The 21,786-nt window shown below is 51.1% G+C and carries 19 protein-coding genes; 14 read left to right on the forward strand and 5 right to left on the reverse strand.

All coding sequences use genetic code 11. From position 1 onward, the window contains the following. Positions 1-265: 265 nt before the first annotated feature. The 12 genes from ACYVJG_RS09725 to sucD all read left to right on the forward strand — a co-directional run bounded on the left by ACYVJG_RS09725 (position 266) and on the right by sucD (position 14,002). Positions 266-1,021 (forward strand): GntR family transcriptional regulator, encoded by a 756-nt coding sequence (locus ACYVJG_RS09725; protein WP_460430885.1) that lies wholly within the window; start codon positions 266-268, stop codon positions 1,019-1,021. 241 nt (positions 1,022-1,262) lie between these two features. Beyond that, positions 1,263-1,637 (forward strand): succinate dehydrogenase, cytochrome b556 subunit, encoded by a 375-nt coding sequence (gene sdhC, locus ACYVJG_RS09730; RefSeq protein ID WP_027405286.1) that lies wholly within the window; start codon positions 1,263-1,265, stop codon positions 1,635-1,637. Then, positions 1,631-1,975, forward strand: a complete 345-nt coding sequence (sdhD, locus tag ACYVJG_RS09735; RefSeq protein WP_022653896.1) for a succinate dehydrogenase, hydrophobic membrane anchor protein — start codon at positions 1,631-1,633, stop codon at positions 1,973-1,975. The genes sdhC and sdhD overlap by 7 nt, the downstream gene beginning before the upstream one ends. Then, the gene (gene sdhA, locus ACYVJG_RS09740; RefSeq protein WP_022653897.1) at positions 1,975-3,747 is read left to right on the forward strand and encodes a succinate dehydrogenase flavoprotein subunit; all 1,773 of its coding nucleotides are present in this window, start codon (positions 1,975-1,977) and stop codon (positions 3,745-3,747) included. The genes sdhD and sdhA overlap by 1 nt, the downstream gene beginning before the upstream one ends. A 12-nt stretch (positions 3,748-3,759) precedes the next feature. Next, entirely contained in the window at positions 3,760-4,470 is a 711-nt protein-coding gene (locus ACYVJG_RS09745) for a succinate dehydrogenase iron-sulfur subunit (protein ID WP_022653898.1), read from the forward strand. Then, complete coding sequence (locus ACYVJG_RS09750) at positions 4,467-4,730, forward strand: FAD assembly factor SdhE (protein ID WP_022653899.1); 264 nt, start codon at positions 4,467-4,469, stop codon at positions 4,728-4,730. Before ACYVJG_RS09745 ends, ACYVJG_RS09750 begins: the two co-directional genes overlap by 4 nt. A gap of 55 nt (positions 4,731-4,785) precedes the next feature. Continuing rightward, positions 4,786-6,075 (forward strand): citrate synthase, encoded by a 1,290-nt coding sequence (gene gltA / locus ACYVJG_RS09755; RefSeq protein WP_460430886.1) that lies wholly within the window; start codon positions 4,786-4,788, stop codon positions 6,073-6,075. Between the two features lie 126 nt (positions 6,076-6,201). Next, on the forward strand, positions 6,202-9,030 hold the full coding sequence (locus ACYVJG_RS09760) for a 2-oxoglutarate dehydrogenase E1 component (protein ID WP_460430887.1): 2,829 nt from the start codon (positions 6,202-6,204) through the stop codon (positions 9,028-9,030). 58 nt (positions 9,031-9,088) lie between these two features. Further along, positions 9,089-10,333: a 2-oxoglutarate dehydrogenase complex dihydrolipoyllysine-residue succinyltransferase gene (gene odhB, locus ACYVJG_RS09765; RefSeq protein ID WP_022653902.1), complete on the forward strand. Its 1,245-nt coding sequence runs from the start codon at positions 9,089-9,091 to the stop codon at positions 10,331-10,333. 71 nt (positions 10,334-10,404) lie between these two features. After that, the gene (gene lpdA / locus ACYVJG_RS09770) at positions 10,405-11,838 is read left to right on the forward strand and encodes a dihydrolipoyl dehydrogenase (protein ID WP_022653903.1); all 1,434 of its coding nucleotides are present in this window, start codon (positions 10,405-10,407) and stop codon (positions 11,836-11,838) included. A gap of 82 nt (positions 11,839-11,920) precedes the next feature. Further along, positions 11,921-13,090, forward strand: a complete 1,170-nt coding sequence (gene sucC / locus ACYVJG_RS09775; RefSeq protein WP_460430888.1) for an ADP-forming succinate--CoA ligase subunit beta — start codon at positions 11,921-11,923, stop codon at positions 13,088-13,090. 24 nt (positions 13,091-13,114) lie between these two features. Beyond that, positions 13,115-14,002 carry a succinate--CoA ligase subunit alpha gene (gene sucD / locus ACYVJG_RS09780; protein WP_022653905.1) on the forward strand — a complete coding sequence of 296 codons (888 nt, stop codon included), beginning with the start codon at positions 13,115-13,117 and terminating at the stop codon, positions 14,000-14,002. A gap of 77 nt (positions 14,003-14,079) precedes the next feature. On the opposite strand, the gene gdhA is transcribed toward sucD, so the two are convergent. The 5 genes from gdhA to pstS form a co-directional block, all read right to left on the reverse strand. Beyond that, entirely contained in the window at positions 14,080-15,432 is a 1,353-nt protein-coding gene (gdhA, locus tag ACYVJG_RS09785) for an NADP-specific glutamate dehydrogenase (RefSeq protein WP_460430889.1), read from the reverse strand. A 183-nt stretch (positions 15,433-15,615) separates the two neighbouring features. Beyond that, complete coding sequence (gene pstB / locus ACYVJG_RS09790; RefSeq protein WP_460430890.1) at positions 15,616-16,380, reverse strand: phosphate ABC transporter ATP-binding protein PstB; 765 nt, start codon at positions 16,378-16,380, stop codon at positions 15,616-15,618. 13 nt (positions 16,381-16,393) lie between these two features. Further along, positions 16,394-17,239 (reverse strand): phosphate ABC transporter permease PstA, encoded by an 846-nt coding sequence (pstA, locus tag ACYVJG_RS09795; RefSeq protein ID WP_460430891.1) that lies wholly within the window; start codon positions 17,237-17,239, stop codon positions 16,394-16,396. 14 nt (positions 17,240-17,253) lie between these two features. Further along, positions 17,254-18,216: a phosphate ABC transporter permease subunit PstC gene (gene pstC, locus ACYVJG_RS09800; protein ID WP_460430892.1), complete on the reverse strand. Its 963-nt coding sequence runs from the start codon at positions 18,214-18,216 to the stop codon at positions 17,254-17,256. A gap of 115 nt (positions 18,217-18,331) precedes the next feature. Beyond that, positions 18,332-19,375: a phosphate ABC transporter substrate-binding protein PstS gene (gene pstS / locus ACYVJG_RS09805; protein ID WP_460430893.1), complete on the reverse strand. Its 1,044-nt coding sequence runs from the start codon at positions 19,373-19,375 to the stop codon at positions 18,332-18,334. Positions 19,376-19,627: 252 nt separating this feature from the next. On the opposite strand from pstS, the gene ACYVJG_RS09810 reads away from it, so the two are divergent. Continuing rightward, positions 19,628-20,926, forward strand: coding sequence for an NCS2 family permease (locus tag ACYVJG_RS09810; RefSeq protein ID WP_460430894.1), 1,299 nt, complete (start codon positions 19,628-19,630; stop codon positions 20,924-20,926). Positions 20,927-20,996: 70 nt separating this feature from the next. Then, positions 20,997-21,569, forward strand: a complete 573-nt coding sequence (locus ACYVJG_RS09815; RefSeq protein ID WP_460430895.1) for a PD-(D/E)XK nuclease family transposase — start codon at positions 20,997-20,999, stop codon at positions 21,567-21,569. Positions 21,570-21,786 lie beyond the last annotated feature (217 nt).

Raw genomic sequence — 21,786 nt, forward strand, 5'->3', positions numbered from 1 at the left:
TCTCAAATGAGATGAGTTGCAACATCAGTTTCCTGAAATTTAAGCCATCACGGACAGCGCTCTCCACTGGTGAACCCAACCGCGTTGAGAGGGAGAGTCGGCGTTGATCTGCGCTAAGATGCGCCGGTGGGCTGTGTCCGGTATCGAGCCGCAGTTTAGCACTGATACTGGGTTTTGTGTGCGGGCAAACTGTGGAAATTTCCGCAACAAATGCGAATTATCTTGTGTCTTATATAAGACCTATCTGGACGGTGAAGGGTATTTAATGCTAAAAAGCGCCATGTCACAACAGACGCAACTTCCGAAACCAGATTACCAGCCGCTCTACGCGCAAATTCACCACCATTTGGCGAGTCGAATTGCACAGGGTGAATGGCAACCGCACGAGGCTTTGCCAAGCGAATGGGATTTAGCTGACGCGCTTGGGGTGAGCCAAGGCACGGTCAGAAAAGCACTGACTGATCTGGTACGGGATGGCTGGTTGTACCGACAACAAGGACGCGGCACATTTGTTGCGCCGAGCCTCAGCGAGTGGGGCGGGGCTGATTTAGTCAGTCCACTGGGATTTACCGAACAAGCAGAACGGCCAATCGGTGAACTGATTGGTTGTTCCAAGGTCAATGCAGCAGATGAGATTGCCGAAGGTCTGGGTCTGCGGCGCGGCGCACCGGTGTATCGGATCCGTAAGCTGTGGCGACTCGAAGGGGTCCCGATAGCAATGGATGACGCTTATTGTCCAGTCGAACCCTATCCGGGGATTGATGCCCGACAATTGCGGCAGCATGAAGGTAGTCTTTATCAACTGTTAGAACGACAGCACGCAATGCGAGTTCGCTTTCGGACTTCACTGTTGCGGGCAGTCATACCGGGACGAGAAGATTTACAACTTTTACGTCCCGAAGATGGCACAGCTCCAATGCTAGCCATCATCAGAATCGCTGAAAGCTGGTCAGGCGAAGCCGTAGAGTGGCGGTATCGTCTGTGTCGCTGTACACGCTGGGCTTACCGGCCCAGTGTGTGATGCGTTTCTTGTTTTGTCATGGCTGTGCGGACACCCCGCGCCGACAAAACAGGTAAACAAACCCGAGGACAAACGGGTTTTTTGCTAGAATCCGGCCCTTCGATCACTAAGCAGTCATCTGCTGGGGTTCGGAAAGCAGGTCGCGACGAGCGCCGCCGCGGCCGGATGCGGTTCCGGGGTAACCCGGAGTATTGTCAACCGTTCAGGTGTGTAGTTTCACAAGGAAACCTCCATGCAAGCCATGCAGAAGAAACGCCCCAAACACCTTGATCTGGGAAAAATCCGCTTGCCGTTGCCTGGCATCGTGTCGATTTTGCACCGGATCTCGGGTGTCGGACTCTTTTTCACCCTCCCTTTCATTATTTATCTTCTCGGCGGTTCCTTAAGTTCTGCTGAAGCCTTCGAAACCTACCGTACAGTCATCGCTCACCCTCTGGTGAAGCTGATCCTGTTGGGTCTGTTGTGGGCTTACATGCATCACTTCTGTGCCGGCCTGCGCTTTTTGGCTTTGGACTTCCACAAAGGTCTTGAGCTGCAAACCGCTCGCTCCACCGCTCGCACTGTCATCATCGTCAGCCTTGCCTTGACCGTCATTATCGGAGGTATGCTGTGGTAAATCGTATTGTTGTAGGTGCACGCTACGGTCTGCGCGATTGGATCATGCAACGTGCTACCGCCGTGGTGATGGCCATTTATACCTTCGGCTTGGTGTTGTTTTTGTTGACTATGCCAGGGACGTACGAAGGCTGGCAGGCTTTCTTCAAAACCACTTGGGTGCAAGTGTTGACCCAAACCACCATCATCGCCCTATTGTTGCATGTGTGGGTGGGTATTCGTGATGTGTGGATGGATTACATCAAACCTGTGGGTTTACGTTTAGCCTTACATCTGTTCACCATCGTTTGGTTGGTGGGCTGTCTGATTTATTCGATCAAAGTTGTTTGGGGGCTGTAATGAGTGTACCTGTCCGTCATTTTGACGCCGTGATCGTTGGGGCGGGTGGAGCCGGTATGCGCGCCGCCCTGCAATTGTCCGAAGCAGGTTTGAAGACTGCCGTTTTATCCAAAGTGTTCCCAACTCGTTCCCACACCGTGGCAGCACAAGGTGGGGTGTCGGCTTCCTTGGGTAACTCCGAGGCTGACCACTGGCACTGGCACATGTACGACACCGTTAAGGGGTCGGACTGGCTGGGCGACCAAGACGCGATTGAGTTTATGTGCCGTGAAGCACCTAACGTCGTGGTGGAGCTGGAACACTTTGGGATGCCATTCGACCGTAACGAAGACGGCACGATTTACCAGCGTCCATTCGGTGGCCACATGTCCAACTTCGGTGAAAAGCCAGTGCGTCGCGCCTGTGCTGCTGCCGACCGGACTGGCCATGCGATGTTACATGCCTTATACCAACGCAACGTGCGCGCAAACACCCATTTCTTTGTCGAATGGATGGCATTAGATCTGGTGCGTGACAGCGAAGGTCGCGTGCAAGGCGTGGTAGCCATGGAAATGGAAACCTCGGAAATCTACGTTTTCCAAGCCAAAGCGACTTTATTCGCCACTGGCGGCGCTGGCCGTATCTACTCTTCTTCAACCAACGCCTTTATTAACACGGGTGATGGTTTGGGGATGGCGGCTCGTGCAGGGATTCCATTAGAAGACATGGAATTCTGGCAATTCCACCCAACAGGTGTTGCCGGCGCAGGTGTGCTGATTACCGAAGGTGTGCGTGGTGAAGGTGGTATCTTGCGTAACGCGCAAGGTGAACGTTTCATGGAACGTTATGCACCGAACGCAAAAGACCTCGCCTCGCGTGACGTGGTGTCGCGTGCGATGGTGACAGAAATCAATGAAGGCCGTGGCTGTGGCCCAGCAAAAGACCATGTGTTGCTGGACATCACCCACTTAGACCCGAATGTGATTATGTCTAAGTTGCCTGGCATTCGCGAAATTTCGATCAAGTTTGCGGGTGTGGATCCCATCAAAGCACCGATTCCTGTTGTACCAACCTGCCACTATCAAATGGGCGGTATCCCGACTAACTACAAAGGTGAAGTCGTGGTGGAAGACAAGGTGGTGGAAGGGTTCTATGCCGCTGGTGAGTGTGCGTGTGCTTCAGTGCATGGCGCCAACCGCCTAGGCACCAACTCGCTGCTCGACTTGTTGGTATTTGGTAAGTCGTCTGGTAACACCATGATTGACTACATCAAATCACAACCTAAATCGTTGCCAGAATTGGCCACTGCTGATGTTGACCGCGCTTTGGCTCGTGTAGCTCGTTTCGACAACCAAACTAGCGGTGTCGAAGTGGATGCTGCTCGCAGCGCAATGCAACGCACGATGCAGGCACATTGTGGTGTGTTCCGCTTCAAAGACATGCTGCAACAAGGTGTGACCAAGATTTTGGAAGTGGAAGAGATGGTGAAAAAGACCTTCATCCACGACAAATCGAAAGTGTGGAACACCGCTCGTGTCGAAGCGTTAGAGCTGGAAAACCTGATCGAAGTCGCCAAAGCCACCATGATTTCGGCCAACAACCGGACCGAATCGCGTGGTGCTCACGTGCGTGACGATGCGCCTGACACAGCAGAAACACCGAATGGCCGCGACGATAAGAACTGGTTGAAGCACACACTCTGGTATCGTGACGATAACCGTCTGGAGTACAAACCAGTCAACTTGAAGCCACTGACGGTTGAGACCATCGCGCTCAAGACCCGTTCTTACTAAGGGCACAAGATCATGACGACAACAACCTTGCAATTCCGCATCTATCGCTACAATCCTGACAAGGATGCAGCGCCCTATATGCAAGACATCGCTATCGAAGCTGACGAAACTGATCGTAAGCTGCTCGATGCTTTGGTGAAGTTAAAAGTGAAAGACGATACTTTATCGTTCCGTCGTTCCTGCCGCGAAGGTGTCTGTGGCTCGGATGCGATGAACATCAACGGTAAGAACGGCTTAGCTTGCTTAACCGATTTGAAAGATTTGAAACAGCCTATCGAACTGCGGCCACTGCCCGGCTTGCCGATCATCCGCGATTTAATCGTGGACATGACCCAGTTCTTTAAACAGTATCACTCGATCAAACCGTACGTGCAAAACGACACACCGCCGCCCGAGCGCGAGCGTTTGCAATCGCCAGAAGACCGTAAAGAGTTGGATGGTTTGTACGAGTGCATTCTGTGTGCGTGCTGTTCGACATCGTGCCCGTCTTTCTGGTGGAACCCAGACAAATTCGTCGGCCCAGCTGGTTTGTTGGCTGCCTATCGCTTTATTGCTGATACTCGCGACTTGGCAACTAACGAACGTCTGGACAACTTAGACGATCCGTATCGTTTATTCCGCTGCCACACCATCATGAACTGTGTCGATGTGTGTCCTAAGGGGCTCAACCCTACTAAGGCCATCGGCAAGATCAAAGATCTCATGGTACGGCGCGCAGTATGAGCGATTCGGCACGGGCAGAAATCTCGGAAGTTGAGAAAAAGCGACAACGTTGGCGTTCGCGTCGGGGTTTGTTAGAGCTTGATCTTGTGATTACGCGATTTCTCGCCCAACACTATGACGCACTCACACCAGACCAATTTGCAGCTTATGTTGAGTTATTAGATTGGCCCGACAATGATCTGCTTGATCTGGTAAACGAGAAGTGCGATGTCGACGCGCCGCACCTCGCTGAAATTGTGGCGATGTTGCGTCGTGTTTAGGAAGGTGCCCCGCATGGACGGGGCACTGTCAAATGTAACTACTGGGAGTAATGCTGTGGAAAACAACCGCAAAGTCACGCTGACCTATAACGACGGCCAGAACTTAGATTTTCCAATCATGGAAGGCACACTGGGCCCAAACGTCGTTGACATCCGGTCTTTTGCCAAGACAGGCATGTTCACCTTCGACCCTGGTTTCTTGGCAACCGCTTCGTGCGAATCCAAGATTACCTTTATTGATGGTGATGTGGGGCAGCTCTACTACCGTGGTTACCCAATTGAGCAATTAGCAGAAGAATCCGATTTCTTGGAAAGCTGCTATTTGCTGTTAAACGGCGAATTGCCAAACGCAGAACAAAAAGCAGAATTCGACCGCAAAATCATGCGTCACAACATGATTCACGATCAGCTGCAAAATCTGTACAAAGGTTTCCGCCGCGACGCACACCCAATGGCGGTGATGGTGGGTGTGGTGGGCGCGTTGTCTGCGTTCTATCACGATTCACTGGATATCAACGATCCTCACCACCGCGAAGTGTCGGCACATCGCTTGATCGCTAAAGTGCCAACGATTGCGGCCCAAGCCTACCGTTACAACAAAGGTCTGCCTTTCAGCTACCCACGTAACGATTTGACCTATGCCGAGAACTTCTTGCACATGATGTTCTCGACACCATGCGAAGAATACAAAGTCAACAAAGTGTTGGCGCGTGCACTCGACCGCATCTTTATCCTGCATGCTGACCACGAACAAAATGCTTCGACTTCTACCGTTCGTCTGGCAGGTTCTTCTGGCGCTAACCCATTTGCGTGTATCGCTGCTGGTATCGCTTGCTTGTGGGGCCCATCGCACGGTGGCGCTAACGAAGCCGTGTTGAAGATGTTGGATGAAATCGGCTCGGTCGAAAACGTGCCAGCCTTTATGGAAGGCGTGAAAGCCAAAACGCATAAACTGATGGGCTTTGGTCACCGTGTTTACAAAAACATGGACCCACGCGCTGCCATTATGAAACGCACTTGTGATGAAGTATTGAACGAACTGGGCTTGCACAACGATCCTAAGTTCAAACTGGCCATGGCGCTGGAAAAAATCGCGTTGGAAGACGAATACTTCATCGAACGTAAACTGTATCCAAACGTTGACTTCTACTCTGGTATCGTGTTGTCAGCAATTGGTATCCCAGTATCGATGTTCACACCCATTTTTGCCTTAGCTCGTACTGTTGGCTGGATCAGCCACTGGACTGAAATGATTGCAGACCCAACCATGAAGATTGGCCGTCCGCGTCAGCTCTACACCGGCGCACCACGCCGTGACTACGTCGCTCTCGCCGATCGCAAATAAGCGATAGCGTGATGAAGGAGGCTGCATCACAGCCTCCAACCATCGCAGCGACACCAAAAACAACAGGCCGCTGGCAGCTGCCAAGCGGTCGAACGCTGCACTACCGTAATTAGGGTCGATAACACCATGATGCAAACCTTGTACAGCCATTCACACCTGTTTGGTGGGAATGCTCCCTTTATCGAGGAACTGTACGAACAGTACCTCGCGGATGCCAACAGCGTAACAGCTGAATGGCGTGATTATTTCGATAAGCTGCAGCAAACTCCCGGTGCAGCCGACCGTGACGTCCCTCATCATCCTATTCAAGAATCCTTCGTTCAACTCGCCAAACAACCTCGTGGTTTTGCGCGCAAGAGCGAAGTGGCCGAATGGGACGCCATGCAAAAACAAGTGGCAGTGCTGAAACTGATCTCGGCCTACCGCGTCATGGGTTCTCGTTGGGCAAATCTCGATCCGCTCAAACGGATGGACACGGCGCCCGTACCAGAACTCGATCCTGCATACCACGGCTTATCTGACGCTGATATGGCGGCACAGTTCAACACTGGTTCGTTAGTCGGCTTAGAAAAAGGTTCCTTGGCAGATATTCTCGCCCATCTGCGCCAGACGTACTGTGGCAGCATCGGCGTTGAATACATGCACATCATCGACTCGAAGCAAAAACGCTGGGTACAAGAACGCTTTGAAGGTTTGCGCTCGACCCCTCGCTATGATGTCGACACCAAAAAACGTGTATTAAAACAAGTCACCGCCGCTGAAACGCTAGAACGCTATTTGCATACCAAGTATGTGGGGCAAAAACGGTTCTCGCTCGAAGGTGGCGAGTCGATGATTGCTGCGTTAGACCGTCTGATTCAAGATGGCGGCAGCAAAGGCGTACAAGAAATTATCATCGGTATGGCCCACCGTGGTCGTCTCAATGTGTTGGTTAACACTTTGGGTAAATTACCACGCGATTTGTTCGCCGAATTCGAAGGCCGTCCTTCGGTTGAATTGCCATCTGGCGACGTGAAATACCACATGGGCTTCTCCACCGACTTGCCAACCCCCGGCGGTCCAGTCCATGTCTCGCTCGCGTTCAACCCTTCGCACTTAGAAATCGTCAACCCTGTGGTCGAAGGTTCGGTGCGTGCCCGTCAAGAACGTCGTAAAGACCTCGAACGCAAACAAGTGATTCCCGTGTTGATTCACGGTGATGCAGCGTTTGGTGGTTTGGGTGTGAACCAAGGGACATTCAACCTGTCCGGCACCCGTGGTTACGGCACCGGCGGTACCATTCACCTCGTGGTCAACAACCAAGTGGGCTTTACCACTTCCGACACCCGCGATATGCGTTCGACGCTGTATTGCACCGATGTCGCAAAAATGGTTGAAGCACCGATTTTTCACGTCAATGGTGATGATCCCGAAGCCGTCTGCTTTGTGATGCAGGCAGCGTTAGATTTCCGTAATGAATTCGGAAAAGATGTCGTCATCGACATGGTTTGCTTCCGTAAATTGGGCCACAACGAAGGTGATGACCCAATGCTGACGCAGCCGATGATGTACAAGAAAATCGCGAAACACCCCGGTGTGCGTGCCAAGTATGTCGAGCGCTTAGTCGCTGAAGGCGCGATTTCGCAAGAAGAAGCGGATGGTCTGATTGCCGCCTACCGCGCTGCTTTGGACAAAGGTGAACACGTTGAACAAACCGTGTTGACCAACTATCGCCGCGAACATGCCGTAGATTGGACACCTTACTTGGGTACCCACTGGGCACACCCAGTTAACACTGCCTTGCCAGTGACAGATATCCAACGCCTGACCGAAAAATTCACCACTGTCCCAGCAGATTTCAAACTGCACAACGCTGTGGCAAAAATTTTGGCTGCTCGCCGCGAAATGGCAGCGGGCACCCAAGCAATCGACTGGGGGATGGCAGAAACCTTAGCCTACGCCTCGTTGGTTGAATCGGGTCATCCGGTGCGTATTTCGGGTGAAGATTCTGGCCGTGGTACGTTTGCTCACCGCCATGCCGTATTGCACGATCAAAACCGTGAACGCTGGGATCAAGGCAGCTATGTGCCATTGCGCCATCTCTCCGATACCCAAGCCGAGTTCTTGGTCATTGACTCGATCTTGAACGAAGAAGCGGTGTTAGCTTACGAATATGGCTACGCATGTTCTTCGCCTAACGAATTAGTCATCTGGGAAGCACAGTTCGGTGACTTCGCCAACGGTGCCCAAGTGGCTATCGACCAATTTATTGTGTCCGGTGAAACCAAGTGGGGCCGTCTGTGCGGTCTGACCATGATTCTGCCACACGGCTATGATGGTCAAGGCCCAGAGCATAGCTCGGCACGGGTTGAGCGTTATTTGCAGCTGTGTGCTGAGCACAACATTCAAGTGCTGATGCCATCGACAGCCGCCCAAATGTTCCACCTGCTGCGTCGCCAAGTATTGCGCCCATATCGCAAGCCATTGGTGGTGATGCTGTCCAAGCGTCTGTTGCGCTACAAAGATTCGATGTCTTCGCTCGACGATATCGCTCACGGCAGCTTCTTGCCAGTGATTGCCGATAACGACGTGGCAGACGGCAAGAAAATCAAACGGGTGCTGCTGTGCGCGGGTCAGGTGTACTACGATTTGCTCAATGCACGTAAAGAACGTGAATTGCAAAACGACATCGCCATCTTGCGTGTTGAACAACTCTATCCCTTCCCCACCGAACAGTTGGGTGAAGAGCTGGCGAAATACCCGAACGCCAAAGAAATCGTTTGGGTACAAGAAGAGCCGAAGAACCAAGGCGCGTGGTACCAAATCCGCCATCGTCTTGAAGCGCAAATCAAACCTAAGCAAACGCTGGGTTTTGCCGGTCGTCCATCCTCGGCCTCGCCAGCAGTCGGTTATATGTCGAAACACGTTGCCCAGCTGAAACAGCTGCTCAACGACGCCATGACCTTAAACAAATAATTTCACCCTGTGAAGCATATCGGCGGGTCGGTGATACCCGCCGTCTGGAGAAGACCGAATGAGCCTGATCGAAGTTACTGTCCCACAGTTGCCAGAATCCGTTTCCGAAGCCACCTTGATGAGCTGGCACAAAAAAGCGGGTGAATACGTCAATCGTGATGAAAACCTGATCGACCTTGAAACCGACAAAGTCGTGTTGGAATTGCCAGCACCACAAGCCGGTGTCTTGGTTGAAATCGTACAAAATGATGGTGCAACTGTGACCAGCGGCCAGTTGATTGCGCGTATCGACACCGCAGCCCAAGCCGGTGCCACCGCTGCACCTGTGGCCGCAACCGCTGCTCAACCTGCCGCAACCACCACTGCCGCTGCTGCTGATACCTCGGCTCAAGCGGGTCACAACCAAGTGATGGCCATGCCAGCTGCCAAAAAACTGGCCGCAGAAACCGGCGTTGAATTGGCTGGTTTGCAAGGCTCTGGCCGCGATGGTCGTGTCTTGAAAGAAGATGTCGTTGCCGCAGCGAACAAACCTGCTGCTGCACCTAAAGCTGCCGCACCCGCCATTGCTGCCCCAGCTGTCAACGTGGCCACCCTGTTGGGCGACCGCCCAGAACAACGCGTGCCAATGAGCCGCCTGCGTCAACGTGTTGCCGAACGTCTGGTGCAATCGCAACAAACCAACGCCATCCTCACCACCTTCAATGAAGTGAACATGAAGCCGGTGATGGATCTGCGTAACAAATACAAAGACAAGTTCGAAAAAGAACACGGCATCAAGCTGGGCTTTATGGGCTTCTTTGTCAAAGCGGCTGTAGCTGCATTGAAAAAATACCCAGTGTTGAACGCCTCGGTTGACGGCACCGATATCATTTACCACGGTTATTTTGATGTGGGTGTGGCCGTGGGCAGCCCACGTGGTTTAGTGGTGCCAGTGATCCGCAATGCTGATTTGTTGTCGTTGGCCGATATCGAGCGTCAGATTGCCGACTTCGGTAAGCGTGCCCAAGAAGGGAAATTGACGGTTGAAGAACTGACCGGCGGCACTTACACCATCTCGAATGGCGGGACTTTTGGTTCGATGATGTCAACCCCAATCATCAACCCACCACAATCTGCCATCCTTGGTATGCACGCCACCAAAGAACGTGCGATGGTTGAAAATGGCCAAGTTGTAGTGCGTCCAATGATGTACTTGGCACAATCTTACGACCACCGCATCATCGACGGTCGCGAAGCGGTGTTGTCTTTAGTGGCCATCAAAGAAGCCATCGAAGACCCGGCACGCCTGTTGCTCGATCTGTAAGCCGCTCGGCTTAGTCTGAAGTTGGACGGATGACACCATCCGTCCTCGCCACACCGACACAAGGAAACATCATGGCTCAACAATTCGATGTCGTCGTTATCGGCGGCGGACCAGGCGGCTACGTTGCCGCCATCCGTGCGGCTCAACTCGGTTTTAACACGGCTTGCGTTGATGCGTTTAAAAACCCAGAAGGCAAGCCTAGCCTCGGTGGTACCTGCTTAAACGTGGGTTGCATCCCTTCCAAAGCCTTGCTGCAATCTTCTGAAAACTTCCACGCCACCACCCACGACTTTGCCGCACATGGCATCAGCGTCGAAGGGGTGAAGATGGACGTGGCACAAATGCTCAAGCGCAAGAACGACATCATCGGTAAAAACGCCGGTGGTATCAGCTTCTTGTTCAAGAAAAACAAAGTTGCCAATGTGCATGGCCTCGCTCGTTTACTCGGTCGCCAAAATGAAAAATGGCAAATCGAAGTCAGCGATAACGGCGCTGTGGTTGATACATTAGAAGCCACGCATGTCATCGTGGCAACAGGGTCTAATCCACGTCCGCTGCCGGGTGTGACCATCGACAACCAGCGCGTGCTCGACAATGCGGGTGCCTTGGCGATGACCGAAGTGCCTGCACGCTTGGGCGTGATTGGTGCTGGCGTGATTGGTCTGGAAATGGGTTCGGTTTGGAAACGCTTAGGCGCAGACGTCACCGTGTTGGAAGCCGCAGAGACCTTCTTGCCTGCCGTTGACCAACAGATTGCCAAAGAAGCCCACAAAACCCTGACCAAAGAGACAGGTCTGGCGATTTTCAATGGCGTCAAAATCCAATCCATCACTGCTGGCGACAGCAACGTCACTGTCAACTATGAGTTGGCAGGCGAAGCAAAAACGCTGGAAGTGGACAAATTGATTGTTGCCATCGGTCGTGTGCCTAACACCGCCGGCTTGGGTGCGGACACAGTGGGTCTGCAAGTTGATGAGCGTGGTTTTATCGTGGTTGACGATCACTGCCACACCAATTTGCCCAATATCTGGGCAATCGGTGATGTGGTGCGTGGCCCGATGTTGGCACACAAGGCCAGTGAAGAAGGTGTTGCAGTTGCTGAGCGCATCGCAGGGCAAAAACCACACGTTGATTTCAACATGATTCCGTGGGTGATTTACACCCATCCAGAAATCGCTTGGGTTGGTAAAACCGAAGAACAACTCAAAGCGGCTGGTGTGGAATACAAAAAAGGCACCTCGGGCTTTGCTGCCAATGGCCGCGCCTTGGGCTTAGGGATGGCACAAGGCACTGTAAAAGTCTTGGCCTGCGCCAAAACAGACCGTATCCTTGGCGTTCACATCATCGGGCCGATGGCGTCCGAATTGGTGGCTGAGGCGGTGGTGGCAATGGAATTCTCCGCTTCGAGCGAAGACATTGCTCGTATCGTACATGCCCATCCTTCGCTCAGCGAAGTGTTGCATGAAGCATGCTTGGCAGCGGACAAACGCGCACTGCATGGCTAATGCCAGTTGCGGTGCAAGGGCTTATACTTTGCATCGCAACACCCAAAACTCCTCACCTTTACACAAGAGAAGAGAATAAACGATGAATCTGCACGAATACCAAGCGAAAGAGCTGCTGGCTAAATATGGCCTGCCGGTGCAACAAGGCATCCTCGCCACCAACGGTGAAGAAGCTGCGGCTGCGTTTGACCAAATGGGCGGCAAATTTGCTGTCATCAAAGCCCAAGTCCATGCCGGTGGCCGTGGTAAGGCAGGTGGCGTGAAAGTGGTGAAAAGCCGTGAAGAAGCCGCAGACGTGGCAAACGGCTTGATCGGTAAAAATCTGATCACTTACCAAACCGATGCCAACGGCCAGCCTGTCAACAGCGTGCTGGTGTGCGAAGACATGTACCCTGTACAACGTGAGTTGTACCTCGGTGCAGTGGTTGACCGTTCTTCCCGCCGTGTCACCTTCATGGCTTCGACCGAAGGCGGTGTGGAAATTGAAGAAGTGGCGCACAACACGCCAGAAAAAATTCTGAAAGTGACCGTTGATCCGCTGGTGGGCTTGTTGCCTTTCCAAGCGCGTGATGTGGCTTTTGCTTTGGGTTTAGAAGGCAAACAAATCAACGAATTCGTGAAATTGATGACCGGTGCTTACCAAGCCTTCGTCGAAAACGATTTCGCCTTGTTTGAAATCAACCCACTGGCTATCCGTGGTGATGGCTCCTTGGCTTGCGTTGATGCCAAAATCGGCATCGACTCTAACGCGCTGTATCGTTTGCCTGCTGTTGCTGCCTTGCGTGACAAATCGCAAGAAAACGAACGCGAACTGAAAGCCTCCGAATTCGACCTGAACTATGTTGCTTTGGAAGGTAACATTGGTTGTATGGTGAACGGTGCTGGTTTGGCGATGGCGACTATGGACATCATCAAACTGAAAGGTGGCCAGCCAGCTAACTTCTTGGACGTCGGCGGTGGCGCAACCAAAGAGCGCGTGATCGAAGCGTTCAAACTGATTTTGGCTGATCCTTCGGTCAAAGGCGTGTTGATTAACATCTTCGGTGGTATCGTGCGTTGTGACATGATCGCAGAGGCGATTATCGCTGCGGTGAAAGAAGTCAACGTGACAGTCCCTGTCGTAGTGCGTTTGGAAGGTAACAATGCCGAACTGGGCGCAAAACTGCTGGACGAATCCGGTCTGCAATTGATCTCGGCCCAAGGTCTGAATGACGCTGCCGAGAAAATTGTTGCCCAATTGGCTGCAGTCTGATCCACCGCACTTACGGAGTGAACCATGAGCGTACTCGTTAACAAAAATACTAAAGTGCTGGTGCAAGGTTTTACCGGCAAAAACGGCACTTTCCATTCTGAACAAGCGATTGCCTACGGCACCCAAGTGGTCGGTGGCGTGACCCCAGGCAAAGGTGGCAGCACTCACCTCAATCTGCCGGTGTTCAACACCATGAAAGAAGCTGTCCGCGAAACCCAAGCTGACGCTTCGGTGATCTATGTGCCAGCCCCTTTCGTGTTGGATTCGATTGTGGAAGCCGTGGATGCTGGCATCAAATTGATCGTGACCATCACCGAAGGCGTGCCAACATTGGACATGCTGAAGGCCAAACGTTATATCGAGCAAACCGGTGGCGTGCGTCTGATCGGGCCAAACTGTCCAGGTATCATCACCCCAGGTGAATGTAAAATCGGCATTATGCCTGGCCATATTCACCAACCAGGTAAAATCGGTATCGTGTCGCGCTCCGGCACCTTGACCTACGAAGCAGTGGCACAAACCACCGCCGCTGGTTTAGGCCAATCGACATGTATCGGTATCGGTGGCGACCCCATCCCTGGTACCAGCCACATTGATGCCTTGGAACTGTTCCAAAACGATCCACAGACTGAAGCCATCATCATGATTGGTGAAATCGGTGGTACCGCTGAAGAAGAAGCCGCTGAATATGCAAAAGCCCATGTGACCAAGCCAATCGTTGGTTACATTGCTGGTGTCACCGCACCAAAAGGCAAACGCATGGGTCATGCTGGTGCGATTATCTCGGGCGGTAAAGGCACTGCTGAAGAGAAATTTGCTGCTTTCGAAAAAGCAGGTATCCGCTACACCCGCAGCCCAGCTGAATTGGGCAGCACCATGGTGGCACTGTTGAAAGAAAAAGGCATGCTGTAATCTGGGTAGCCATCTCGCCTAGATGAAAAAAGGGAAGCTCAGTGGCTTCCCTTTTTGCTTGCTAACGCGGTTGAAAATTAAACCACGCCCTGCTCAATCATCGCATCAGCCACTTTACGGAAACCAGCGATGTTGGCACCTAACACCAAATTACGCTCAGCACCAAATTCGCGTGCCGTTTCACTCGCTGATTGATAAATCCCCGCCATAATGCGCTGCAATTTGCTATCGACCTCTTCAAAAGTCCATTGCTGCATACTGGCATTTTGTGCCATTTCTAATTGGCTGGTTGCCACACCACCTGCGTTGGCCGCTTTACCTGGGCCATACAAAATATTAGCAGCCAAGAAAGCTTCCACCGCTTCTTGTGTAGAAGGCATATTGGCACCTTCTGCCACTAAGGTGCAGCCGTTTTTCAGTAATTCTTTGGCATCTTCGCCATTGAGTTCATTTTGTGTTGCGGAAGGGAAAGCGGCATCACATGGCACCGACCAAACCAAATTACGACCCGCTGGATAATCGCTGACCGGCACAAAACGCACACCGCCGCGACGTTTAGCGTATTCAGCTAAAGAAGTACGTTCAACTTCTTTGACTTGCTTCAACAGCGCAAGATCAATCCCTGCTGGATCGTGAACAAAACCGGAGGAATCACTCACGGTGATCGGTTTGGCACCAAAATGATAGAGTTTTTCTACGGTATAAATCGCCACATTACCAGCACCTGACACCGCACATTGTTTGCCTTCTAAGCTCTCACCAATGTCACGCAACATATTGTCAGCGAAATAGACGGTGCCATACCCAGTGGCTTCTTTTCGACCAAGAGAGCCACCCCATTTCAATCCTTTACCGGTCAACACGCCTTCATAGCTGCCAGTCAGTTTTTTATATTGGCCGTACATATAGCCAATTTCACGCGCACCAACGCCGATGTCTCCCGCTGGCACATCGACGGTTGCACCAACATGGCGATAGAGTTCATTCATAAATGCTTGGCAGAAGCGCATGATTTCTTGCTCGGATTTCCCTTTAGGATCGAAGTTCGAGCCACCTTTGCCGCCGCCAATCGCTAAGCCAGTCAGCGCATTTTTAAAGATCTGTTCAAAACCTAGAAACTTGATAATGCCGGCGTTGACACTTGGATGAAAACGGATACCGCCTTTGTAAGGGCCCAAGGCAGAGTTAAATTGCACACGATAGCCTTTGTTGACCTGTACTTGGCCGCGATCATCCACCCATGCCACACGGAACATAATTTGCCGCTCGGGCTCGACAATACGGTCGATAATCCCGTACTTGCGATATTTGGGGTCGTTGTCTAATAGGGGACGCAAAGATAACAACACTTCTTCGCAGGCTTGATAGAACTCATGTTGGGCTGGGCTGGTGCGATTGAGGTGAGCAATCGTATCGGCAACGTAAGGCATCAAAAGCTCCTAGAACATAAAGAGAAATAGTGGCAACACAAAAACAGTGCATGACTTACAGATATTGCACTAAATTTGCGCAAAGATTACTCCTTTATGATGTCGCTTTGCAATAATTTTGTGTACCAAAAACGAAAAACGCCCCAAATAGGGGCGTTTCGGTGTTTCAAAATAGTGCGTAAATCAGCCAAATTTACCAGTAATATAGTCTTCAGTGGCTTTTTGCTTCGGTGCCGTAAAGATTGTGTCGGTATCACCAAACTCGATCAAATCGCCAAGATACATATAAGCGGTGTAATCAGATACCCGTGCCGCCTGCTGCATATTGTGCGTCACAATCGCAATGGTGTAGTTTTCTTTCAACTCGTTCACCAACTCTTCGATTTGTGCTGTGGAAATTGGATCGAGCGCCGAGGTCGGTTCATCCAATAACAATACTTCTGGCTTCGAGGCCACGGCACGCGCAATACATAGCCGCTGTTGCTGACCACCGGATAAAGAGTGACCCGACTGTTTCAGCTTGTCTTTCACTTCCTCCCACAGCGCCGCCTTACGCAACGCCCATTCCACCCGATCATCCATTTCGGATTTACTGAGTTTTTCGTATAACTTCACCCCAAAGGTTACATTGTCATAAATCGACATCGGGAATGGGGTCGGTTTTTGAAACACCATACCGACTTTGGCACGCAGTAAGTTGATATCGACGTCTTTGTCGAGGATGTTTTTACCATCCATCACAATCTGTCCTTCAGCACGCAAGCCGGGATAGAGCTCATACATGCGGTTGAAAATCCGCAACAGCGTCGATTTACCGCAACCGGATGGGCCGATAAACGCCGTGACTTTTTTCGAAGCAATCGACAGATTGATGTTTTTCAGCGCATGAAAGCCGCCGTAGTAAAAATTGAGATCTTTGACTTGCAGTTTGGTGGTATCAGTAGTCATGACGGAAACCTTATTATTGCGAATTATTTTGTTTGCCTAACCAGCGGGCAAGCACGTTCAAACCCAATACGCTGACGGTAATCAACAGCGCACCAGCCCAAGCCAAAGCATGCCAATCTTCATACGGGCTCATGGCAAACTGGAAAATCACCACCGGTAAGTTGGCCATCGGTTGATTCATATTGCTGCTCCAGAACTGGTTGTTCAGTGCAGTGAATAACAACGGGGCAGTTTCACCAGAAATCCGCGCCACAGCCAATAAAATACCGGTCAAGACACCTGCTTTAGACGCACGCAGGGTCACCATCATCACCACTTTCCATTGTGGTGCGCCCAAAGCCGCCGCTGCTTCACGTAAGGTGTTCGGCACCAAACGCAGCATATTTTCGGTCGTCCGCACCACCACCGGCACCACGATAATTGCTAGCGCCAGCGCCCCCGCCCAACCAGAGAAATGGCCGACAGAGATCACGTAGATTTCATAGACAAACAAGCCAATCACAATTGAAGGGGCTGACAGCAGAATATCGTTGATGAAACGGGTAGCAGGGGCCAACCAGCCACGCTCGCCAAACTCGGCCAAATACACCCCAGCCAAAATTCCAATTGGGGTACCAATTAAGGTGCCAAACAACGTCATCAACAAACTACCGTAAATAGCATTGGCCAAACCACCAGTACTGCCGGGGGGCGGGGTGCTTTGGGTAAAGACCGATAAGTTAATCCCACCCAAACCATAGCTAAACAAGGTCCACAGAATCCACACCAGCCAGAACAAACCGAATCCGACAGCCAACATCGACATCACCATATTGATGCTGTTGACGACGCGGCGCTGGCGATACAAGTTATGATCCATGCGCATACTCTCCGTTAGGTTTTCTTACCTTCGTTTTTCGATAAGCGCAGCAGTAACAGTTTTGCGCAAGCCAACACCACAAAAGTGATAAAGAACAGAATCAAACCTAATTCAATCAGTGCCGAAACGTGTAAGCCTTCTTGCGCCTCAGCAAATTCATTGGCCAAAGCCGAAGCAATCGAGTTACCAGGATCCATCAACGAGCCTGTGATTTGATAGGCATTACCAATCACAAAGGTCACTGCCATTGTTTCACCTAAAGCACGACCCAAACCTAACATAATGCCGCCAATCACCCCTGCTTTGGTGTAAGGCAATACCACATAACGCACCACTTCCCATGTGGTAGCGCCAAGGCCGTAGGCAGATTCTTTTAACATCACCGGCACGATTTCAAACACATCGCGCATCACCGAGGCAATAAACGGAATCACCATAATGCCGAGGATCAAACCAGCGGTGAACACACCAATCCCCATCGGCGCACCTTGGAACAAGAAACCGATGCCGGGCAGATGACCGAGGTTTTCGATAATCCAAGGTTGAACATGATCGGCAAACAGCGGGGCAAAGACAAACAAACCCCACATACCGTAAATAATCGAAGGAATGCCTGCCAACAATTCAATCGCTACGCCAATCGGACGGCGCAACCAAGCAGGACATAACTCAGTCAGAAATAAGGCAATACCGAAACTCACCGGCACACCGATCAGTAAGGCAATAAACGCAGTCACCAAGGTGCCATAAATGGGCGCGAGGGCACCAAAGTTTTCAGCAACCGGATCCCATGAACTGCTGAATAAAAAACTGAATCCAAAAGATTGGAGGGTTGGCATCGCCCCGATAATCAGGGAAATAATGATGCCGATTAAGGTAGCAAGTACCAGAAACGCAAAACCGCGAGTAGTGCCTCGGAATAAGGTATCTAGGCGGCGCTGCATTTTGAGGGTGTTCTCAATGTGCTGGGCGTGCATGTCACTCTCTCAGGCTGACCGACAAAAAAGCCGGGGTTACCCCCGGCCTGTGATAGACCCATCTGCTTTCCGTCCACTCACAGCCGAAAAGCAGACGTTAGCAAGGGGCAAAAAATTAGTTATTCCAAACTGGTTTGCCGCTGGTGTCGGTGATGTTAGCTTTCCAGTGTGCACGAATTTGGTTAGCCACCACATCTGGCAGTGGGATGTAATCCAAGTCCAAGGCCAGTTTGCCACCCTCTTTATATGCCCAATCAAAGAACTTCAGGGTTTCCAAACCTTGTTCTGGTTTGTCCTGTTTCTTTTGCATCAGGATGAAGGTTGCACCAACGATAGGATAAGATCCCTTACCTGCTTGGTCAGTCAGGATTTCGTAGAAACCAGGCGCATTTTTCCAATCTGCATTAGCAGCAGCAGCTTTAAAGCTTTCTTCGCTTGGCAAGGCAAATTGACCATCTTTGTTTTTCACCGCGCCGTAGGTAATTTTGTTTTGCTTGGCGTAGGCATATTCAACGTAACCTAAGCCGCCTTTGATACGGGTCACGTAGTTCGCCACCCCTTCATTACCTTTACCACCCACACCGACAGGCCAGCTCACCGCTGTACCTTCACCAACTTTTTGTTTCCAATCTGCCGATACTTTGGACAAGTAGTTAGTCCAAATGAAGGTGGTGCCCGAACCATCTGAACGGCGTACGATAGTGATAGCTTGATCTGGCAAGTTCACACCGGGGTTTAATTGACGAATTGCAGGGTCATTCCACTTGCTTACCTTACCCAGATAGATATCCGCCAACAGTGGACCAGTAAATTTCAAGCCGGTTTGCACACCCGGAACGTTAAAAATTGGCACCACACCACCCACGACAGTGGGGAACTGTAATAAACCATCTTTTGCCAGTTGTTCTGGCTTCAGCGGCATATCAGAGGCACCGAAATCCACCGTTTTCGACACAATCTGTTTAATCCCACCACCAGAACCAATCGATTGATAGTTGACTGAATGGTTGGTCTTCGCCTTGTAGGCTTCCGCCCATTTTGCATACAAAGGATAGGGGAAAGTTGCACCAGCACCAGTGATATTGGCGGCAGCGGCATAACCTGACAACATTGCACCGGCCACAGTCAGTGCGGCGGTAAGGCGAACAGTGTGTTTCATGCTGGGAAGCTCCGTGCGAAATGGAATAAGCAAAAATAGCAACGTGGCCGGATGGTAAAGGTCTGCCATTGCAGAAATATTACAAGTCGTGTTTTTATCCAGCATCGCGTTTGGCATCATGAAGAGGGCTATCTGTTGTGCGATCTAGCTGATTGTTGGCAGAGTGTTTGCTTAGCTTGCCGTTAAACAATTGTTTTACGGTACAATCGCCGCCTTTTTCCGCACTAAAATTCCACTCACTTCAGGCACATCATGCAAATTCTCGAACGCTATTTTCAGCTACGTGAGCATGGCACTTCAGTCAAAACCGAAGTCCTTGCCGGTCTCACCACTTTCCTCACCATGGCCTATATTATTTTCGTCAATCCGGCGATTTTGTCGCAAACGGGGATGGATTTTAATGCGGTCTTTGTTGCCACCTGCATTGCCGCTGCCTTGGGTACTTTAGTGATGGGTGTTGTCGCCAACTATCCCATTGCCCTAGCGCCGGGGATGGGTTTGAATGCCTACTTCACCTTTGCCGTTGTGAAAGGTATGGGTGTGCCGTGGCAAACGGCGTTGGGGGCAGTCTTTATCTCCGGTATTATTTTTGTTTTGGTGAGTTCATTTAAGCTGCGTGAGCTGATTGTCAATGCCATCCCCTACTCGTTAAAACTGGCGATTTCAGCAGGGGTAGGCTTGTTCCTCGCGATCATTGGCTTAAAAGGTGCAGGGGTGATTACCGGCTCTGAAGCCACGATGGTTACCTTAGGGAATATTCATTCTCCCTCAACCCTCTTAGCCGTATTTGGCTTTTTATTGATCGTGGTGTTGGAATACCGCCGTGTCACCGGATCAATCATTATTGGTGTATTGGCTGTCACTTTATTGTCTGTGGCTTTGGGGTTATCAGAGTTCAAAGGCGTGTTTTCTATGCCCCCCTCCATTGAACCTACTTTTATGCAGATGGACCTCGCCAGTGCGTTAAACGCTGGCCTGATTGGTGTCATTTTCATCTTTTTCTTTGTCGACTTATTTGATACCACAGGCACCTTAGTTGGTGTGGCACACCGTGCAGGCTTACTAGATAAACAAGGTCGTCTCACACGTCTGAAAAAAGCCTTGTTTGCCGACTCCACCGCGATTATGGCGGGTGGTGTGTTGGGCACATCAAGCGTCACCGCTTATGTTGAATCGGCTGCGGGTACCGCTGTTGGAGGTCGCACAGGCCTCACCGCCGTCGTTGTCGCGTTACTGTTTATCGCAGCATTATTTTTATCGCCTTTAGCAGGAACCGTTCCGGCGTATGCAACAGCCCCCGCGCTGTGTTATGTGGCGGTGTTAATGGCACGCGGTTTAGCGGAGATTGATTGGGATGATTTAACGGAATCGGCACCAGCAGTGATTACAGCAGTTGGCATGCCTTTTACCTATTCAATTGCAGATGGGATTGCCTTCGGCTTTATCAGCTACACCGTGATTAAGCTGCTATCTGGCCGTTATAAGGACATTACACCCATGGTTATTGTGATTGCAGCCCTGTTTACAGTGAAATTCGCCTTCTTCCATTAAAACCTAACAAGGCAGTCATGGCGCATCACCCTATAAGAGCGATGCGCCAGGAACACCATAACCAACTACGATGAAGCATGTGATTTGTATTCATCTACTGGATTTTGATTTATTCCCCGACCATCCACAACAAGCTTCATGGCGGTTTGAACTACGTGATCAACACATTCCTGATGTTGTCCTCACCAAAGCACAGCAAATTGATATTCTGGAATTAGACAAAGCCGACCGTCTTCAACTTGCGCCCACTGCATTAAAGAATTGGGTCGATCTGTTTGAACACTGGCAGGAGCAACACATCATGGCACAGCTGACACACACACCGGTAATGACTGTCTTGCAATCCCTAGAGCAAATGAGCCAGACCAAGGAAGAACGGTTACGGGCATTGGCGCGAGAACGGGCGGTGTGGGATTACAACACAGAGATTCAAGTGGCAGAAGAACGTGGTGAGCAGCGAGGGTTGGAAAAAGGCATGCAGGCTATGCAAATCCTCCTCCGAACATTGATCGAGGCGCGGTTTAGTCAGCCATTACCGGATTGGGTGTTGTCGCGGTTACGGGCAGCGACGCCGGAGCAGTTGCAGCAGTGGGGAGTGTCGTTAACACAAGCACAACGGTTAGAGGATATTTTCCAAGTTTGACCACTACCGAGATGCCAGGATCATGGTGTGTCACCCCTTCGGGGTGACGACACCCTACCTTGCTACTGCAATAAATGTAAAGATGGGTCGTTACCCAATGCGCGGAAAGCCTCGGGGTTCAGTCCGAGGTCAAGAGCGCGGACGCTGAAAGCGGCCTAGCGGGATGATTTGTTAATCTCTGAATATCAATCAGCTCATCACAACAGCTTGCTATAAT

The sequence above is a fragment of the Aquaspirillum soli genome (assembly GCF_054781915.1).

What these genes read in the sequence shown, in the direction of transcription:
- ACYVJG_RS09750 (WP_022653899.1), top strand. Translation starts at nt 4,467, where the DNA reads ATGAGCGATTCGGCACGGGCAGAAATCTCGGAAGTTGAGAAAAAGCGA.
- gdhA (WP_460430889.1), bottom strand. Translation starts at nt 15,432, where the DNA reads ATGCCTTACGTTGCCGATACGATTGCTCACCTCAATCGCACCAGCCCA.
- ACYVJG_RS09815 (WP_460430895.1), top strand. Translation starts at nt 20,997, where the DNA reads ATGAAGCATGTGATTTGTATTCATCTACTGGATTTTGATTTATTCCCC.
- sdhC (WP_027405286.1), top strand. Translation starts at nt 1,263, where the DNA reads ATGCAGAAGAAACGCCCCAAACACCTTGATCTGGGAAAAATCCGCTTG.
- pstC (WP_460430892.1), bottom strand. Translation starts at nt 18,216, where the DNA reads ATGCACGCCCAGCACATTGAGAACACCCTCAAAATGCAGCGCCGCCTA.
- ACYVJG_RS09760 (WP_460430887.1), top strand. Translation starts at nt 6,202, where the DNA reads ATGATGCAAACCTTGTACAGCCATTCACACCTGTTTGGTGGGAATGCT.
- pstA (WP_460430891.1), bottom strand. Translation starts at nt 17,239, where the DNA reads ATGGATCATAACTTGTATCGCCAGCGCCGCGTCGTCAACAGCATCAAT.
- ACYVJG_RS09810 (WP_460430894.1), top strand. Translation starts at nt 19,628, where the DNA reads ATGCAAATTCTCGAACGCTATTTTCAGCTACGTGAGCATGGCACTTCA.
- ACYVJG_RS09745 (WP_022653898.1), top strand. Translation starts at nt 3,760, where the DNA reads ATGACGACAACAACCTTGCAATTCCGCATCTATCGCTACAATCCTGAC.
- pstB (WP_460430890.1), bottom strand. Translation starts at nt 16,380, where the DNA reads ATGACTACTGATACCACCAAACTGCAAGTCAAAGATCTCAATTTTTAC.
- pstS (WP_460430893.1), bottom strand. Translation starts at nt 19,375, where the DNA reads ATGAAACACACTGTTCGCCTTACCGCCGCACTGACTGTGGCCGGTGCA.
- lpdA (WP_022653903.1), top strand. Translation starts at nt 10,405, where the DNA reads ATGGCTCAACAATTCGATGTCGTCGTTATCGGCGGCGGACCAGGCGGC.
- sdhA (WP_022653897.1), top strand. Translation starts at nt 1,975, where the DNA reads ATGAGTGTACCTGTCCGTCATTTTGACGCCGTGATCGTTGGGGCGGGT.
- sucC (WP_460430888.1), top strand. Translation starts at nt 11,921, where the DNA reads ATGAATCTGCACGAATACCAAGCGAAAGAGCTGCTGGCTAAATATGGC.
- ACYVJG_RS09725 (WP_460430885.1), top strand. Translation starts at nt 266, where the DNA reads ATGCTAAAAAGCGCCATGTCACAACAGACGCAACTTCCGAAACCAGAT.
- odhB (WP_022653902.1), top strand. Translation starts at nt 9,089, where the DNA reads ATGAGCCTGATCGAAGTTACTGTCCCACAGTTGCCAGAATCCGTTTCC.
- sucD (WP_022653905.1), top strand. Translation starts at nt 13,115, where the DNA reads ATGAGCGTACTCGTTAACAAAAATACTAAAGTGCTGGTGCAAGGTTTT.